Origin of the sequence: Spirulina sp. CCNP1310, assembly GCF_034932185.1 — a bacterium.
Taxonomy (GTDB): domain Bacteria; phylum Cyanobacteriota; class Cyanobacteriia; order Cyanobacteriales; family Spirulinaceae; genus Spirulina.
Genome location: NZ_JAYGHW010000050.1, coordinates 1 through 18,655 on the forward strand (window position 1 = coordinate 1; position 18,655 = coordinate 18,655).

13 protein-coding genes and 1 pseudogene are annotated in these 18,655 nt (G+C 52.5%); 1 reads left to right on the top strand and 13 read right to left on the bottom strand.

Going from position 1 to position 18,655, the window contains the following annotated elements; genetic code table 11:
* Nucleotides 1-884: 884 nt before the first annotated feature.
* The 4 genes from cynS to VB712_RS10335 all read right to left on the bottom strand — a co-directional run bounded on the left by cynS (nt 885) and on the right by VB712_RS10335 (nt 5,065).
* A complete protein-coding gene (gene cynS / locus VB712_RS10320; RefSeq protein WP_323254479.1) occupies nt 885-1,334 on the bottom strand; it encodes a cyanase in 450 nt (149 codons plus the stop codon).
* A gap of 65 nt (nt 1,335-1,399) precedes the next feature.
* Nucleotides 1,400-2,296 carry an ABC transporter ATP-binding protein gene (locus VB712_RS10325; protein ID WP_323254480.1) on the bottom strand — a complete coding sequence of 299 codons (897 nt, stop codon included), beginning with the start codon at nt 2,294-2,296 and terminating at the stop codon, nt 1,400-1,402.
* The gene (ntrB, locus tag VB712_RS10330) at nt 2,293-3,129 is read right to left on the bottom strand and encodes a nitrate ABC transporter permease (RefSeq protein ID WP_323254481.1); all 837 of its coding nucleotides are present in this window, start codon (nt 3,127-3,129) and stop codon (nt 2,293-2,295) included. The genes VB712_RS10325 and ntrB overlap by 4 nt, the downstream gene beginning before the upstream one ends.
* 361 nt (nt 3,130-3,490) lie before the next feature.
* Complete coding sequence (locus VB712_RS10335) at nt 3,491-5,065, bottom strand: CmpA/NrtA family ABC transporter substrate-binding protein (protein ID WP_323254482.1); 1,575 nt, start codon at nt 5,063-5,065, stop codon at nt 3,491-3,493.
* 23 nt (nt 5,066-5,088) lie between these two features.
* Here VB712_RS10335 and VB712_RS10340 point away from each other — a divergent pair, with 23 nt between their 5' ends.
* Nucleotides 5,089-5,349 carry a hypothetical protein gene (locus tag VB712_RS10340; RefSeq protein WP_323254483.1) on the top strand — a complete coding sequence of 87 codons (261 nt, stop codon included), beginning with the start codon at nt 5,089-5,091 and terminating at the stop codon, nt 5,347-5,349.
* A gap of 276 nt (nt 5,350-5,625) precedes the next feature.
* Here VB712_RS10340 and VB712_RS10345 read toward each other — a convergent pair whose 3' ends face one another.
* The 9 genes and pseudogenes from VB712_RS10345 to VB712_RS10385 form a co-directional block, all read right to left on the bottom strand.
* Nucleotides 5,626-10,284 (bottom strand): CHAT domain-containing protein, encoded by a 4,659-nt coding sequence (locus VB712_RS10345; protein ID WP_323254484.1) that lies wholly within the window; start codon nt 10,282-10,284, stop codon nt 5,626-5,628.
* 66 nt (nt 10,285-10,350) lie between these two features.
* Nucleotides 10,351-11,163, bottom strand: coding sequence for a sterol desaturase family protein (locus VB712_RS10350; protein ID WP_323254485.1), 813 nt, complete (start codon nt 11,161-11,163; stop codon nt 10,351-10,353).
* Nucleotides 11,164-11,279: 116 nt separating this feature from the next.
* Nucleotides 11,280-11,891, bottom strand: coding sequence for a hypothetical protein (locus VB712_RS10355; protein ID WP_323254486.1), 612 nt, complete (start codon nt 11,889-11,891; stop codon nt 11,280-11,282).
* Nucleotides 11,892-12,015: 124 nt separating this feature from the next.
* Nucleotides 12,016-13,800 carry a tetratricopeptide repeat protein gene (locus VB712_RS10360; protein ID WP_323254487.1) on the bottom strand — a complete coding sequence of 595 codons (1,785 nt, stop codon included), beginning with the start codon at nt 13,798-13,800 and terminating at the stop codon, nt 12,016-12,018.
* Nucleotides 13,801-13,849: 49 nt separating this feature from the next.
* Complete coding sequence (locus VB712_RS10365) at nt 13,850-15,061, bottom strand: ATP-binding protein (RefSeq protein ID WP_416236313.1); 1,212 nt, start codon at nt 15,059-15,061, stop codon at nt 13,850-13,852.
* 551 nt (nt 15,062-15,612) lie between these two features.
* A complete protein-coding gene (locus tag VB712_RS10370) occupies nt 15,613-16,764 on the bottom strand; it encodes an alanine--glyoxylate aminotransferase family protein (protein ID WP_323254489.1) in 1,152 nt (383 codons plus the stop codon).
* 57 nt (nt 16,765-16,821) lie between these two features.
* Complete coding sequence (locus tag VB712_RS10375) at nt 16,822-17,094, bottom strand: DUF5340 domain-containing protein (RefSeq protein ID WP_323254490.1); 273 nt, start codon at nt 17,092-17,094, stop codon at nt 16,822-16,824.
* Between the two features lie 60 nt (nt 17,095-17,154).
* Nucleotides 17,155-18,045: an indole-3-glycerol phosphate synthase TrpC gene (trpC, locus tag VB712_RS10380; RefSeq protein WP_323254491.1), complete on the bottom strand. Its 891-nt coding sequence runs from the start codon at nt 18,043-18,045 to the stop codon at nt 17,155-17,157.
* 159 nt (nt 18,046-18,204) lie between these two features.
* Nucleotides 18,205-18,655 (bottom strand): annotated as a pseudogene (locus VB712_RS10385) (dihydrolipoyl dehydrogenase); the annotation flags it as partial.

Sequence of the window (18,655 nt, forward strand, 5' to 3'; positions counted from 1 at the left end):
AACTTTTGCGCTGGACGCAAGCAACGCTTCAGGAGAATCGACCTCTACTTTGGCTGGAGTCATCCTGTCTGAGCAAGTTGGCTCGTTGAGTGAAGAATCCCCGTCGCTTTAGCGCGGGGAGTGTCAAAGCTTGTCTCGAAGTGGGCCTTCGTAGTGCGAGATTTAGTCCGTTCTTCGTTGCATTTCAACTCACTTTCCGCAGGTTGACATTTTATTTTTACTGTGGATTGCTAAACGCAATCGCTGTAAGCTTTGTGGGAAGAGACTGCTGGGATTTGCCAATTTTGAGAACTCAATGCGTAGCTTAATGTTCCGTAATAATTTGAGTGGCAACCTCCAAAGTCCAAACCTGCCATTTTTCAAGGCTTTCAGGAAGCAAAAAATAATGCACATTTTAATTTATTTGTCAACCTGCGGAATGTCGGTTCTAATCAAGCTAATTTCACCATATTTTCTGAAGACCGATTGTTAATGGTGAAGCAGCCAAAGACCATTGGAGAGAACCTGCCAAGCCCCAATAAAAGCGAGTACCAGGGTAATAAATTGAATCCAACTGCTTAATTTAGGGTTAGAGGAAGGTTGAGATTGAGGAAGTTTGCGCATGGGAATTAATAAAGATATGGCATGAACCAAGGGGATTAAGCTTTGAAACTTCTAAATGCAAGGGGGAGTAGACGGAAGTCCGCACTACAAACCGAGTTTTAATGATTGTGGCTAGTGCTATAGTTTTCACAATGACCATTTCAATGTTCAGCTTATCAATTTAACGCACCCTACTCTTTAATCTGTAAAGGTAGGGTGCGCTAGACCTAATCAAAGATGATGTTTAGGTGGAGATTTTGCCCAACGCACCAAAGCGATTAACCCTCACTCAGGTTGTTTGCTTACCACTTTTTATAGGGTAAGAACTTACCATTCATGATGATTTTGACGCGATCGCCCTTGGGATCTGCCTCTTTTTCCACATGGAGCGTGAAATCAATGGCGCTCATAATCCCATCGCCAAACTTCTCATGCACCACATCCTTAATCGGCATCCCATACACCTGCATAATCTCATAAAGCCGATAAATCAGGGGATCCGTCGGCACAACTGGCCCCAAACCTTTCAACGGGCAAGTCGTCAGTTCCGGAGCCAAACCCGCATCCAAACCCAAAGCCGCCAACAGTTGGCCCGCCTCCTCTGGGGAGGCACTGGCTTGGCGATAGATCACCGCAGCAATCCAGACTTCATCACGCCCCAACTTTGCCCCCAATTCCGCAAAAGTTAAGCCAAAAGACTGCTTTGCCGCCAATAATGTTTGGGTAATTTCCGGTAAATCAACAGTAGCCATTCTAGATCTCCTGATTCAGTAATTTAGGTGCAATCAACAGTGAACATAAACGGGGTGCGCTGAGGTTAGGCGATCGCCCGTCTACGAATCCGAGCCTCTTCAACGGCGCGGGTTTCTCGCGAGAGATGGAGTTCCATCTCTGCTTTGATGTCATGGTAGGCGGGTTGCTCATCGAGGGACTCGCGATGGCGCGGCCGGGGAAAAGGCACCTCTAAAATTTTGGCAATTTTAGCCTCCGGCCCCCGCGTCATCATGACAATTTTGTCGGAAAGCAATAGGGCTTCCTCAATACTATGGGTAATTAAAATCACCGTCTTGCGCTGTTGTTCCCAAATTCGCTCCACTTCATCTTGCAAAAATCCCCGCGTTAACGCATCTAATGCGCCAAAGGGTTCATCCATGAGCAGGATTTGTGGATCAATAGCTAAGGCCCGCGCAATGCCGACCCGCTGCTTCATCCCCCCCGATAACTCATGGGGATGGCGATGTTCAGCGCCGATCAGACCCACCAATTCAATATACTCACGGGCGATCGCCTTTTGGCGGGTGACGGATAATTTCGGATTCACCGTTTCAATGGCAAAGCGAATATTATCAAGCACCGTCATCCAGGGCATGAGGGCATAGTTTTGAAAAACAACGCCGCGATCCGGGCCAGGGCCAGTAATAGGCACACCGTTGATCAAAACTGTCCCCGTGGTGGGTTCCGATAACCCGGCAATGATGTTTAACAATGTGGATTTACCACAGCCAGAAGGGCCAATAATGGACACAAATGTATTGGCTTCAATGTCGAGGTTAATATCCTCTAAAGCAGTGTAGTCAAGGGTGGCTTTGCGGGTCATGCGGCTAAACCAATCCCGCTGACCATAATAGGTTTTAGAAACCCCTTGAATTGAAAGTGGCGCACTCGCGGACATAGTAGCAGTTTGGCGAACAGCAGTGGAGGGAGTGAGGATCATAATCGTTTTCCAAAGGCAACCCAGGTTTGTAGAAAACTAAAGAGGCGATCTAGGATTAAACCAACCCCGCCAATCACCAAAATAGCGGTAATAATACTGGTGATTTTGAGATTATTCCATTCATTCCAAACGAAATAACCAATCCCCGAACCGCCAACGAGAATTTCAGCGGCAACAATGACTAACCAAGCAATGCTAATACTGATCCGCAAACCAGAAACAATATAGGGAGCCGCCGCCGGGAGGATCACTTTTGTCAGCGTGCGCCAACGGGATGCTCCTAGGGTGCGGGTAACATCTAGGTAAGCAGAATCTACATGACTTACGCCAAACTTGGTGTTAATGAGTGTGGGCCAGATGCTGGTAATGGCAATCACAAAAAGCGCTGTGCTTTCTGAATTTTTGAGCAGACCTAAGCCAAGGGGAAGCCAAGCAAGGGGGGAGACAGGTTTGAGAATTTGAATGAAGGGATCTACCGCCCGTGAAATCACCTCCGATAAGCCGATTAAGATCCCCAAAGGAATGGCGATCGCCGACCCAATGGCAAACCCGATCATAACCCGGCGTAGGCTTGTCAGCAACAGCCAACCAATGCCTTTATCATTGGGGCCATAGTCAAAAAAGGGTTTAGACAGCCACCACCAAGTTTCTTTGATCGTTGCACTAGCGGAGGGCATCAGTTGGGAAAATATGCCCATATTTACGCCCATTTCCCAAAATAGGAGGAGCAGGCCGAGAATGAGCAAAAATAACAGGAAGGCCTGTTGATTGATACTGAGGGCGATCAAGGGTTTCGGTTTTGATCGCAGGGTGGGTAATGCGGGATTGTTCATCAGCGATCAGGATTTTTGGGAATAGGTAATAGGGAATGGGGAATAGATTTCAATGGGTTGGTGGTATCGCTTTTACTTGAATCCTTGAGTACAATCCTCCTTCGTATTGTGGACTTCACTCCGCTTTTTACAAAGGAAACTGTCCTAAAGGTCATCGATAAAAGCTAGATTTAGAAAAGGGAAGAACTAAGGTCTTCACAACAAACTTTTGGCGTGATGACTTTATAGCAATTTCTAGAGCCATGGGGTACAAAGATCCCCCTCAATCCCCCTAAGCCCCTTCGGGGATACGCCTTCGGCGTAGAAAAAGGGGGAAGTAGAGTTCTCATGAGTCGCGAAAACGCTATAGTTTGGCTTGTTGCTATTGGCCAAATTCTTCAATTTGTGCGGCCACATAGGATGCGGGATCACTGGGATCAAATTCATCAAATTTCAAGGTTTCTGAACGTTCCACCTCAGTAGGGGGCGATTGGCCCAATTCTGTTTGTAGTTCTGCCGCTAAATCTGTGAGGAAAATATCCTGGGCAATTTGCTCATAGTCCACTCCCTCACCGGACATCAGATCCCAGCGCACCATCTGCGATGAAATCCATTTTGCAAAGCTTTTCCAAGGGTAGGGATCAAAGCCGATGCGATCAGGCACATTGAGAGTATTGCCGAGACCATCCTCAAAGGTTCCGGTGAGAACTGCTTCCACCACAGGTAACGGCTGGTTGAGATATTGGCGATCAATTAATGCAGCGGCAATATCTTTGCGATTGGCAGGATCATCGGCATAGCTGGCTGCATCAATGATGGCTTTATTGACCGCCCGAAATGTATTGGGATTTTCAGTAATCCAGTCCTGACTCGCAGCAAAGGCACAACAGGGATGACCATCCCAGAGATCCTTGGTCAGCATATGAATATAGCCAACCCCCTCAAAGACTGCCCGTTGATTAAAGGGATCGGGCATCAGCATCGCGTCAATTTCATCAGATACCATTTTGGCGACGCTATCCGGTGGCGGAACGGGGAAGATTTGCACATCGGTATCGGGATTCAGACCCCCCGTGGCGAGGTAGTAGCGCATTAAGAGATTGTGCATTGAGAAGGGAAAGGGAACACCAATGCGGAACCCTTTAAAATCCGCCGGCCCTTTCACCGTATCGCGGTGTTTAATGGCCACAGTAATTGCTTGGCCATTGATATTTTCAATGCTGGCCAGTTTGACAGGGAAAGTGGCTGAACCTAGCCCTAGGGTCATGGCAATGGGCATGGGGGAGAGCATATGATAGGCATCTAGCTCACCGGCGATCGCCGAATCCCGCACAGCGGCCCAGTTCGGCATCTTCACCACCGAGACATTCAGCCCATATTTTTCATAAAAGCCTAAGGGTTCAGACATCACAATGGGGGTGGCGCAGGTGATGGGAATGAAGCCAATTTTTAGCTCGGTTTTTTCAAGATTGCTGGGTATATCCGCCCCAGTGTCCGATGCAGTATCTTCAGACTGGCTGCCCTCTTGAGAACAGCTTGCCAAGGCCACTAAAGCCCCCGCCACGGCCACCCGCTTTAAAAATTCACGACGGCTAAATTCACCATTGCGGATTGTATTACTAAAAAACTCGACAGCATGAACACCAAAGGCGGCGGCCATGGCTTGATCTAACCCCCCCGCCTCTTTAATCAGATCACGGCAAAACTGTTCCCGTGCTGGATTGCCACCGCTGATATTTTTCAGCAGCAATGCTTCGCGCATATCAACTTGGGTGAGGGTCTTGGCCATGTTGAGGGCATCAGACCGATAAACTCCCATTTTGACGAGATCACTCAGCCAATCGGTGGGATCACTAGGCATACTTGCTAAGAATTGCCAATGATCCTGTGGTAAGTGATGACCACCACAATAGCACCGGGTATGAATGGACTCAGATGTGCTCGGGAAAACTGTCATAGCAAATTCACCTGACTCAATATGTGGGTTGGATTCGCATGTTGGTGCTGCAAGGCAGCTTAAAACTCGTTGGGCTTAAGGTATCAAGTTTGATGGCGGAGAGCATTGCAACTTTTTTCGCAAAGATAGGATTTTCTTTCGGTAAAAAAGCCATCTGGCTATTGATCGCTGAGAACATAACTTTTTGGTTAATAGATGCTCACAAAGCGGAACAAAAGCCGCAAAATGAATTCCATGATACAGAAAATCTCTCAAGTCTTGATTCGAGGTTTATCCTGTTGTAATTGTTCTGAATTTGGCAGAGAAAATGTATAGGTTGATACTTAACATAGGGGATTGCGAAAGTATGAGAACGCCACTTCCCCCTTTTTAAAGGGGATTGAGGGGAATCTTTGTACCTCAAGTTTATGAAAACCGCTGTACAAAGTCTGGTTGGGCAAAACCCAAGATTCGTCGGGATGAGTTTGTTGAATCCTGGCCGCTTTAACTTTGACAGGCTCAGTCTTCGCTATTTTTAGGGTATGAAAGCCGGATTGCGTATCATTTGATCCTGTTGCCCATTACCAAGGATTGCCGATCAGAGTGAAGGCACTCCAATAGTAGGGATGGGTGAAGTCAACGGTGGAGGCATGGCCCAGACTTAAACTAGGGGGAAGGGTAAGGCGGGCGGTGGGGGTGATCATTTCATTGCCATTGATGTAAATGTTGCCCCGTAACATCGCCAATTGGGCCAAACGCAATGCTCCGGCTTTGGTTGTCACCTGATCTAACTGGTCATAAAATTCACTCATTAACGCCAAAGTTCCCGCATCGCTCACCGCCCACAAACTCCCCAAAGCGGTTTTCACCCCTGCGGCTACGGCTAGACCTGCAAACCCTAATTCCGCTTGGCGATCGCCTAAGGCCGTCTGGCAAGCACTCAACACCAACAGATCCACCAAGGGATCATCCAACCCCAAGGCCTGCAATTCATCCAACCCCAAACGCTGATCCCAAAACTGAATATAGGATTGATCCGCTTCGCCGGGGCGGAATTCCCCATGGGTAGCCAAGTGAACAATACGGAAGGGTTCCCCTTGGCGACGGGCCATGAAGTTAGCCACCGTAAAGGCTTCGTTGAGCAGGGTTTCCCCCTGCCAAAACTGACGGGCGATCGCCTCCACCTCCACCGGCACAGCGGGTAAATTCACCTGCTCGCTAAAGGTTTCGGTTCCCATCGCCAACACCGTTGCCCCCTCAAGACTGCGATAGCTCAAATCCGTGAGGGACAAGCTAGGCATCAGGCCAACACTGTAGCGCTCGATAATATGGCCCTTACCATCGTGGAGGGCCGCCAAGGGAAGCGATCGCAAGCCCGCATCCAGAATCCAAGCTAAATGCTGAATCCCGTGGAGTTTTAACTGGGGTTCTAGGGGAGCAAGGAGCCAGTCATAAAGTTGCTTCGCTGCGGGCCGATAGGCGTTTCCCCGTTGGGGGCTATTCACCGCCCGCCGCATTTCGGACACCTGACGTAACAGGAGCGATCGCGTTGCCTGGGGAACCCGGCGCTGAAGGATCATGCCATCACTCGTCACCAGCACCAACTCCAATTGATCCGTAGGGTTCCCAGCCTCTAAAGCCAATTCAAGTAACTGGCGACGATTGGCCCCAAACCCTTGATCAAAATCCCGGATCGTCTGATCCGGGAGAATCGCCATTTCCCCCGGTGGACGAAAGAAGGCATAAATCACCCCAGTCCGGCGGCCCGTTGCCTCCTCCGCTTCCCGGAGTCGCTCCTGGGCTTGGGCGAGGGAAATGGGGCGACCATTCCCCCCCACATGGGCGGTAAAAATGTCGGTTAATGCAGATTCTAAAGTTTCCACCGTTGTCCCCTCCTCCAGATCTAAAAGGCTGCGGTTGACGAATTCGCGATCGATGGTGTGGAGGAGGCTGTTAAGGTTGAGGGGAGCATGGGTGAGGGTGAAGGGGATCGTGATCTCTGGGGTGAGGCTGGCAAATCCGTTATATCGGCCCACTAAGCCATTGGCCCGCAAATTAAGCCGGACAATGCCTTGAGGATCCGTGAACAGCGTCAGGGCTTCTGTCAGGGCCGTGGGGCCGGTGGTGGGGAAGCTGAACGTGATGGGCAAACCAGGGAGGGGACGGCTAAAAGCCGCTTCAGTGAGTTGCACGGTTAAGGCTTCCCGAAAAGGGGTGTTAGGAACTGTCAATTGGTTATTGCCGCCGAGAATCGTTAAGTTAAATCCAGCGGATTCATAGGCTCCCCGATCCACGGTTCCGCCATGAATGCGATTGGTTCCCCGGTGATCTAAACCCCCTGCCACAAAGGCATTATTGCCGCTGTTGAGGGCGATACTGGTGGGGCGGAGGGCATGGGTTGGGGTGGGGCCGCCGTAGTCCCCCAAGGGGAGTAGGCCCGCGTCGGTGGTGAGAATCGTTCCTGCCCCTAGGGTGAGGTTGGTGGGGCCGGTGGTACTGCCCAGGATGGAAGATTCAATCGTGCTACCCGCCCAATTGCCCACCAAATCCGGTGCTTCACCCCCATCATCCTGGTTGATAATGATGCTATTGCGGATCGTGAATATCCCCGCTGGCCGGAAAATGCCCCCCCCATTGCCGATGATGGTACGGTTGTTGACAATTGTTGTATTCGTAATCGTGCCGCCAGTGCTGATGATGCCCGCCGCGTTGCCAAGGGCTTGATTGCTGCTGATCGTACTGTTGGTGAGGTCAACAGCCCCGGCGGTAGAGATTCCCGCCCCAGCATTGCCCGTATTGTTGTGTATCGTGCTGCGATTGAGCGTAACCAACGCGCCGCCATGGAAGCCCCCTCCTAAATTGCCCCGATTATTGGCGATCGCACTTTCGGTAATCGTGGCCGCTCCTGCGGAGAAAAGCCCGCCCCCAAAAGCTCCGGCGGTGTTGCCGGTAATTTGGCTATTGTTCAAGGTTGTCGTTCCACCCGCACGAAGCCCGGCCCCATCAAAGGCGGCTCGGTTATTACTGAAAAGGCTATTGGTCACGGTGAGGGCGGCCCCCAACGTATAAATGCCGCCACCGCTGACAGTCGTTGCCGTATTGTTGCGAATCGTACTATTCGTAATCGTGGTTGCAATGGCAATCGAACCACCGCCATTCAAATGAGCAGTGTTATTTTCCAGCAAACTATTGGCGATCGTCAGGTTGTTAATATTGTTGATCGCCCCACCATCCCCTGCTGTTGCCTGGTTGTTGCTGAGGGTACTGTTATTGACAGTCACGGCTCCACCAGCGCGAATGCCACCCCCCGCGTTAGCAATATTGTTGCGGAGGATGCTGTTATTGAGGTTTACAGTTCCTATGGAGGCAAAAATACCGCCGCCGCTTGTTGTCGCGTTATTGTTTTCGACAATGCTATTGGTGAGGTTAATCGCTCCTGATGTATTTGCAATCCCCCCACCACTAACCCCAGCAACATTACCTTGAACGATGCTATTGGTGAGATTCACCACGCCGCCATTGCCGTTAATGCCACCGCCATTGGCAGCAGTATTGCCGCCGGTAATCGTGAGAAAATCGAAGGTGGTGCTTACAGGCGTAGTGATGTTAAAAATGCGAAAAGTATTATTCCCCTGAATCGTGACGTTGGTTCCTTGGCCAGTAATCGTTAACCCATCGGTAATTGTTAATTCAGTACTGGTCAGTCCCACAAGGTTAATCCCTGGGGCAAACCGGATTTCATCGGCTCCGGGGAGGAGATTGGCAGAAGCGATCGCCTCCCGCAAGGATCCCAACCCCGCATCCCCGCCATTGCTAACGGTAAAAGTCGCGAGGATGTCGTTAAAATTCGCCAAAACAGAGGGGGAAAAAGCGAGTTCTGCCTCAATATTTCCCGTTGACCGCTCCAAAATCCAATCTCCTCCCAAGGCCGCGCTCCCCGTCCCATTGGTAGAAGCCGCCACATCGGCCCCGGTGCGATCGCCCAACGTGGACATCAACGCTTCCCCCACCGTCCCCAACGCCGTAAAGCAACTATAGAGCAACAGATCTGCCCCATCCCTCAGGGCCGCGCCCCATGTTTGCAATTGATCGCTATATTGATCAACCGTCGTGGCATCGATAAAATCCGACCCTAACCAAAAATTTCCCGCCTCCCCCTCCCCAACGAGATGTAGCTCATCAACGCTCCCCGCTTCCACCGCCGCCAATTCCGCCGTAATCCGTGCGATCCCCGATTCACCCGGCCCAATGCCCATAATCGTCGTACCGGCCCGGCCCCCATAGAGCAAACTCTGAAAATCCGGCACGGTGGCATCGAGAAACACATAGGCCACAGGTATCTCTGCGTTGCCGTAGCGGCTGACGATGGGGGAATTGGTATAAATTAATTGCGGATCAAGCTGGATCGGTTCACTCGCCGCCAGATGAATGCGATCGCCCCTCACTAACCCATCCCCCCCCACCGTCCCCACCGTCGGCGCAGCTAACCCCGTCCCCGTGAGCAATGTGGGTAAATCCATCGGCGTAATTCCCGCTGTAACGGCTTCAGTCGGCAATTCCAAACTCAGCAATCGCCCCGGTTCTGAGAGACGAATGCGATGTTCCCCCGGAACCGCCGCCAATGTGATCGATTTCCCCTCAATTTTGCCCGCGTTGATCACCGTACCGCCGTAAAGGCCGATATGCCCTGGGGTCTGTAAATCGCCCAAATTGATGATCGCCGCCGGTTCCCCGTGGGTAAAGGCCAATTGGTTGGGGGTTCCCGTTAAGCTGTGATAATCCGGCTCACCTGTGGCCGTGAACCAGCCGCCGCTACTGAAACCGAGGCGATCGCCCGTCGTTGCCACAAAATCCCCCGGCACATTCAAACTCGCCCCCGCCCCAAACACAATCCCCGCCGGGTTCATCAGGTAAAGATCCGCATTCCCCCCCGTTACCTGGATTTCCCCATGGATTAGGGAAGCATCGCCCCCGATGACCCGCGCCAAAATATGGGTAATCTCAGGCTGAGAGAGAAACTGAGCAATCTCCCCAGGGTTGAGGCCGAAACTGTGGAAGCTATGGAATAGGTTCGTTGCTGCCGTTGTGCCACCGCTAATCTGATAGGTGTGGCCCTGGTATTCCACCAGCGTACCCGTGCTATCGGGGGCAGGGGTGATGGTTTGGGCGATCGCTACATCGGAGAAGATGACGAGGGAAAGACTGAGAATCGTATTGCGGATCATCACAGGGCGGCTCAAAAATAAAGGATATTGGTGAGCAGTTTGAGACGCTAGACTGCATTGATCCCCCGCCCTTCCTCCGGTTTAGCCCCATGGACGAAAAGGCAAAAGCAGCATCCAGGGCAGTTGGGCAACTTGCTGGCTAGTTTGATAGGCTTCTAAGCCAATGGTCATCCCTTCATCGCCTTGGGCCGGAGTGGCTCGATAGGTGCGAAACAGATAGTCCCACCAAGGCGAGTTAAAGCCGTAGTTACTGTTGGTTTCTTCGGGAATGATCGAATGATGCACCCGGTGCATATCGGGAGTCACCAGCACCCAACGCAGGGGGCGATCGAGCCAGGGGGGTAAACTGACGTTACCGTGGTTAAACATCGCTGTCCCATTGAGTAACACCTCAAAAATCAGCACGGCCACAGGGGTAGCACCCAAGAGGGCGATCGCCCCTATTTTAATCCCCATGGAAAGAAAAATCTCGCAAGGGTGAAACCGTAAACCCGTAGTCACATCAAAATCGCGATCGGCATGATGAACTTGGTGCAATCGCCACAGGATCGGGAAGGCATGAAATGCAACGTGTTGCCCATAGATCACCAAATCCAGGGCAATGATCGTTAGGGGAATGGCCAAGCCAGGGGGTAAATCGAGCCAATGGAACAGGCCCCAATTGTGAACCGTGGCAATTTCCGCAAACCCCACCGGCGCGAGGGGAAACACCGCCCGTAACAGCAGCGTATTCAACAGCACCAACCCTAAATTACTCCCCCACCGCAGCGATTTTGCGATCAAGAGGGGGCGATGGGGGGCGAGGCTTTCCCAGAGGGCCATGATCGCCAAGATGCCAAAAAAGCACAATGAGCGGATTAAGGGTTCTTGGGCGAGAAGTTTCTGTGCAAACATGGGGTTTTTTCTAGGCTTAAGTGGACAAACAGAAACCGGGTTTCTTGCATCTCCTCATTTTGCCTTAGCATCCTCAAAGAAACCCGGTTTTTAGGCTTAAGTTTGTCGTGGGGACTTCAGTCCGCTCCGGAAATTTGCGGACAACCCCCGCCCCCTTCCCCGGCTTGCAACTGAACACAACCAGCATAGATCCCAGCGGGGGATTCCCCACGGGTGAAAATGATCATCGCCTCGCTACCATCGGCGGAACCGTGGCGCACCAACAAATTCCCATCCCAATATTGGAGGCCCAAAACCGATGAAAACCCATAACTGGAAAAGGCATCGGGTAAGGGGCGCGGCCCTGGCAATGGGGCGCGGTAGGCAATATAGCCATCGGGTTGCGGATCAAGGATAAAGACGGCACTTTGTTGCACATCAGCGCATTCCGTGAGGATCACCCCGATCGCAATTTGCCCCGATTGGGGATCAATGGCCGGCTCGGCGCTGATCATCCTTCCTGTCACCACCCTTTGCGGCAGCGTGGCATAGTTGGCGCAATCGGTGGCATCAAGGAGATTAATCGGCCAATCCCGTACATTCAAGGTATGGGTTTGGCCCCCTTGGGTAATGGTAAGTTGGGTACGATTTTGGATCGTGACGCGGGGATTGGCGATCGCTGCGGGGGCAAAAGTTCCCCACCATACAGCGGCCAGGAGGCTAAGGGCATAAACGGGTTTAAGAACCATGAAATTTTCTCAAATTGGGCATCTTTCCCCATTACAACCGGGCGATCGCCCCTGGGGGAATCCCTTGGGACAGCAAGGGCCTCGGCACAGTGACCCGCTCAGAGAAAATCGCTGATGGTCAAGATTAGCCCAATTGAGCCAGAACCTGCGAGAGCAAAGGCCCCGGTACATGGGTGAGGGCCTTGTTTTGGGCGGCAATGCCCCCCAGTTCATAACAGGTGCGGATTGCCTGCACCATGCCGATCATCGTCGTTTGGTACAGATCCGCTGTGGGGGGGATAAAGGCGACGGTTTGGCCATAGGCTTGGAGGGCCGCTTCGAGGTGGAGGAGTTGATCCGCCAAACTGAGGTTAAACCGGGGTTCTGTGGCGATTTGATAATAGACAATGCCTAAATTGTGGTAGGTGGTGGGAAAGTCAAAGGAAACGAAAATGGGCGGATCCATCAGGCTTAACCCTTGGGCCAGTTGGGCCGCCTCTGCATAGGAAGCAGCGGCGTTGAACAGTTCCCGCAGGGCGGTTTCTCCATCCCGATCGCCATCGCTGGCCAGATGCCAGTAGGCGGCGGCGAGGTTGTTGTGGGTGGTGGCACAGGCTACGGGGTCGCGGTCGGGGGTGCGGTGTTGGAGGCTGGCGCGGTAACAGGCGATCGCCGCCTCTAAATGGGCCGCTTCCGGCTCCTGTTGAGCCACCATCCAATAGGCTGTCCCTAAATTGGTTTGGATCATTGCCCAAGTGGGCCAATCTGCCGCCCGTTCGTACTGTTGGGCAGCTTCGTGGTAGGCGTAAATACTGGCCTTAAGGTTGGGAATTGCCCGTTGGTGTTGGGCGAGATGCCAATAGGCGGTTCCTAAATTATTTTGCGTCGCGCCATATTTGGGATTGTCCACGGCCCGATATTGCAGGGAAGCCTCATAGGCCCAAACCGCCGCCTGGAAATGGTGGGCCGGCTGTCCATAACGAGCCAGATCGCTATACACTGCCCCTAAATTATTCTGCACCATGGCATAGGTATGGGGAGCTTCTGAACCATCCCCTAAGGGTTCGAGAGCGGCTTGATATTGAGCGAGGGCCTGCTCTAAATCCCCACGGGCAGCGGTGGGATTGTCGGGGGAATGTTGGCGCGATCGCAACCAGTAAAAATTCCCCAAATCATTCAACGCATCAATGGTTTCCGTCGGGGTTTTCAGGTGGGGAAGCAGGTCTTGGCTCGTGGCAATGGCCTGATCCAACAAGGGGAGGGCGGTTTCCCCCTGGGCAATGCGATCGCGATATTGCTGCACCTGTTGCCGCAGGGCTTCGGGGGTGAGGGGGGCCATAGTTTCCCAATTGCCCGCCAGGGTGATCAGCGGGAACGCTCCCGCCGGATCCGGGTCGGGGAGGGGGGCGCTGGGGGGCGGGGGCGGGACGGGGGTAATCCCCTGATCGGCGGAAAAGGCAAAAATTCCCGTATGCCAGCGCCAAAACTCCGGAACGCTGTGCTGAATTTGATGCAACCAAGGGCCATTCACCCAGAGCAATAGGTTAAATTCCAACTCCGGCAAATGGCGACCCAAGGAGCGCAGTTGCCGTAAAAATTGCTGCTGGATGGGGTGGCTCTGGCGGGTGAGTTGGGGAATATTGCGCAGTTCTAAAATCGGCATCATCCCCGTTTGGCCCAAATGGGGATGATCCTGTAAAACGGCGGCGATCGCCTTCAATAATTGCGGCTCCCCCACATCCCAAGGCAGCGGCACTAACACCACCGACTCCCGCCCTAACCCATGGTGGAGCCGTTGGGAGAGGGTTTGCACCAGAGGTTCATGGTCACAGACCCCAAACAACACCTGACGACGCAGGCCCGCCGCCAATACCCGTTGGAGGCGATCGTAGGTTTGGGGGTTATCCGTGGGATGGGGCAATACGGTCATGGTGATGGGCTAGGGGGATGATTGCCATTTTCGGGGCCTGGGGGGCCAGTCAGGATGAAGCAGCGGGTTGATACTGAAGGGGCAAGACCACCTGAAACACTGTGCCTTTGCCCAGTTGACTGGCGATCTCAATCTGCCCCCCCTGTAAATCCACAAAACGCTTGACGATATTTAAGCCCAAACCGGTTCCAGCAATATTGCTCACATTTCGCCCCCGATGGAAGGGTTCAAATAAATAGGGCAGATCTTCGGCCGGAATGCCAATGCCCCCATCAACAATCTGCACTGTAACCTGATCCTGATATTTGCTCACTTTCAACTGAATGGCAGCCGGGGCAGGGGTATAGCGCAGGGCGTTAGAGAGGATATTAGTGACAATGGAATGCACCATACATTGATCGAGGTTGACCCTTAAGCGTTTATGACGACTGGTGAATTGAATCCGGTTTTGCGGGCTGGCGGGATCGGTTCCCCCCTGCACCTCGGCAATCACCTCATGGCAGAAGGGGATTAGATCAAAGGGCCGGGGTTGCACCTCCATGCCCTTGGCCTCTACCCGACCAATGATTAAAATCGCATCAATCATCTCGGTCATCCGTTCAACATTATCCTGAATCCCCAACAGATAGGCGGCTTTTTGCTCGGCAGTGAGTTGATCCTGATACCGTCCGAGGGAGGACACCGAAAGCAAAATATTATTCAACGGATTGCGAAACTCATGGCAGACCATCGTCACCACCCGCGATCGCAATTCACTTAACGCCTGAAGCTGTTTGTTGGCCGCTTCGAGTTCTTGGGTGCGATCGCGCACCCGATGTTCTAATTCTTCGTTGGTACGCTGCAATAATGCCTCAGCCCATTTTCGTTGGGTAATATCCCGAAACACCACCACCGCCCCCACCAATTCCCCCTGATCATCCCGAATTGGCGTACTGATATATTCCACCGGAAAACAACTGCCATCTTTGCGCCAAAAGACTTCATCGCAAACACGGTGAACAATGCCATCTTGAAAGGCAGCATAGATGGGACAGTTCTCCCGCTCGTAGGGGGTGTGATCGGGATGGGAATGGTGCAACACTTGATGCATTGATTGACCGAGCAATTCCTGAGGATCCCAACCGATCATCTGGGCGGCGGCGGGATTGACAAAGGTAGCATGGCCCTGGAGATCCACGCCATAGACCCCCTCCCCAATGGCATTGAGGATCAGTTGTTGTTGTTGGCGCAGATGGTTAACCGTCGTTTCCCCTGCCACCATGGGTGTTGCGGAGCGGGTTGGCTCCTCCGGCGATGGGTGGGGTAGTGTCGATTGCCCATCAAACCAGGGCAAGGCATCGGAAAAATTCAAGGGTAATTGAAAAGGGGAGACCTTGACGTACTCCCCGGCATGAATGCGCGGGGATTCTCAAAGGTTTTCTTTCAGCAGGCTAAAGCCATGCCTCCAGACTCTCTTCTTCCTGCTTCTTAGACTCTTGACTAGACACTTGATTTTCATCTTATGTCCCCGTTAGACCGTCTCCACAGGCATTTTACTTTTACATCTACCGAGCGTCCCTCGGCGGATGGATCTGAATATTTTTTTGTTGTAGCTATTGCTCTATATTGGTTGTCAGTATCTTAATCGTTCTCTGAGCCGCCGCTGGATGAGCGAATCCGTAATGGTTTCAGCGTTTTATCGCTGTCAATCAATATCATACCACACTGGCAGGCTAAAGCCTGCCTCTAGCTTTCATCCCCGGCAAGACCGGGGTTCTCAGCATCTTTCCTATAGGCGGAGGGGCGAAAAATTTTTCGCCCCTCCGAGATTGATTAGGCTTCGTTAAACACCGCAGCGGCGGCACTGATTCCGGCTCCCATAGGAACATCGCAACCGAGGGATTTTAACGTGGCTTCGAGGCAGGCGATCGCCGTGAGCATATCGCGATCGCACACAAATCCCAGATGACCGATGCGGAAGATCTTACCCTTGAGGTGGTCTTGACCGCCCGCCAGGGCAATATCGTAGCGTTGATTCATCATTTTGCGCACGGCTTCGGCATCCACTTGGCTGGGCATCACTGCTGTCACCGCTGGACTAGCACAGTCATCGGGGCCTAAGGTGGCTAAACCGAGGGCATGGATCGCCGCCCGTGTTCCCCGTTGGAGGCGATTATGGCGGGCAAAAATCGCTTCTAGGCCTTCTTCGCGCATCATTTGTAATGCGGCCTGGAGGGCAAAGACTAGGTTAACGGGGGGAGTGAAGGGGGTGGTATCTTTGGCGGTGGCTTTGCGGTATTTGCCGAGATCGAGGTAATAGCGGGGCAGTTTCGCTGTTTCGTAGGCGACCCAAGCCTTAGCACTCACCGCCACAAACCCTAAACCGGGGGGAATCATATAGCCTTTTTGCGAACCGGAGGCCACCACATCTAAGCCCCAATCATCGATGGGTAAAGAAATCGCCCCTAAGCTGGTGACGGCATCCACCATGATCAGGGCTTGACCATGTTCTTTCACGGCGGCATTGATCCCGGCCAGATCGTTTAAAACCCCGGTAGAGGTTTCCGAGTGGGTGAGGATCACCGCTTTGATTTCCTTAGCGGTATCGGCTTGGAGCCGTTGGCGGAAGGCTTCGGGGTCTAAGGGTTGCCCCCATTCAGCGGTGATTTTTTCCACTTGGAGGCCGTAGGCGGTGCAGATTTCCGCCCAGCGATCGCCAAATTTACCATTACAGCCAGTGAGGACGCGATCGCCCGGACTCAAAAAATTAATGATCCCCGCTTCCATCGCTCCCGTACCACTGACGGTAAGGGTGAGGACATCGCTTTCGGTTTGGTGAAGCCATTTTAAATTAGCCGTCACTTCCGCCTGAATTTTGTTGTACGCACCACTGCGATGGCCAATGGGATGCTTGGCCATGGCTTGCAAAACACGGGCAGGAACCGGCGTGGGCCCCGGAATCATCAGCAGTTGTTTATCGTTCATAAAAAAATGGGCAGTAAAAAAATCAGCACAATCACTCATCATCCCCCAATCCTGGGGTTATTGCTCAAGACTGTGGAGAATTTGCGGTAAAACATCAGTATCAGTTCCCAACCGATTCAATGACCAGCGATGTTCGTAGGCAATATTGGACTGGGAACAAATGGTTTCAATCTGGCGTTGCTGGGCGAGGGCTTTACGAATCGTGATGATCAGTTGTTGTATCTGTTCCCGGAGGGCTGGATTTTGATCCACCTTTTGCATGGTTTGACGTTCGAGCAGTTGCAGTAACAGTTCATAATGAATCAGTGAAGGGAGGGGGATTTGATCCATGGGGAGGCAACGGGGCGAAAGATGGGTTTATTGTCGCATGGGAACGGGGCGATCGCCTTTTTACTGGGCAAAACGATAAAGGGCTGCAATGGCAGCGGCGGGATCCGGTTGACGCACGAGGGATTCACCGATCAGTACAGCATCAGCACCAGCGGCTGCTACCGTTTGTAAATCCTCAGGTTGATGTAATCCAGATTCACTGACAATTAAACACCCTTTGGCGGCAATCTCCGACTGACGGGCAGCGATTAAGTCCTGGGTGGTTTGCAGATGCACGGAAAAATTGCTGAGGTTACGGTTATTAATGCCAATTAAATCAATCTTGTCAATGGCCAGGACGCGATCCAGTTCTTGCAAACTATGGACTTCCACCAAGGGAGTCATGCCTAAATTGCGAATAATTTTCACAAAATAGGTGAGGTCTTGATCGGAAAGAATCGCGGCAATCAAGAGGATGGCATCGGCCCCTTGGGTGCGGGCGAGAAAGATTTGATAGGGATAGAGGATAAATTCTTTGCAGAGTAAGGGAAGGCTCACCGCTTGGCGCACCAGGGCTAAATTTTCAAAACTGCCTTGAAAAAATTTGGCATCAGTGAGGACAGAAAGACAACTGGCTCCCCCTCGTTCGTAGGCTTGGGCAATGGCAACGGGATCAAAATCTTCCCGAATCACGCCTTTACTAGGGGAGGCTTTTTTAACTTCAGCAATCAGGGCGGGGGAGAGCTTGCTTCCCTCTAGGGCCCCTTTAAAATCCAAGGGAGGCGGGGCAGTTTCCACCTGTTTGCGCAGTTCAAGGAGGGGGAGGCGATCGCGCCTTTTGGCCACTTCTGTTTCTTTATGCCAGACAATTTCTTCAAGAATATGCCGGGGTTTACCATCGGGGACGGGGGCCTGATAGCAAATTTCTTCGGTCATGACGGCGGCGTTGGGGTTGAGGCGACGGATTTTCATGGGGAAGTGGGAAGTGGGGAGTGGGAAGTAGGAAGCCCTCTGGAGGCAGAGCCTCCGGGGGGGCGTTACTTGGCAGAGCCAAGTAACGAGAGTTTTAAACCCTCGTGCCATGGCTCTGCCGTGGCACGGGCTGCTGGCGGCTCTGCCGCCTGGAGGAGATCACGCCACTTGAGCGCGTTTAAAGGCCTCATCCAATACCTCGGAGAGGGTGGGGTGGGCGTGGACGTTAAAGGCTAACTCCTGCACCGGCTTACCGGCGGCGATCGCATTGGCCGCTTCCTGAATTAAATCCGATGCATGGATGCCAATAATATGCACCCCTAACAGTTCTCCGGTATCGCGACGGTAGATCACCTTAGCAATGCCGTCGGTTTCTCCCTCTGCTAGAGCCTTAGAATTGCCTTTAAAGTAGGTTTTCGCTGTGCCGATGGTGAACCCTTCTTGATCTGCCAGTTCCTTGGCTTGGGGTTCTGTTAACCCCACATAGCTGATTTCTGGGTGGGTGAAGGCTGCTGCGGGGATGCTGCGGTAATGGACGGTTTGGGGGCGATCGCAGATATTTTCCACGGCAATAACGCCCTGGGCAGAAGCGGCATGGGCCAGCATCCTT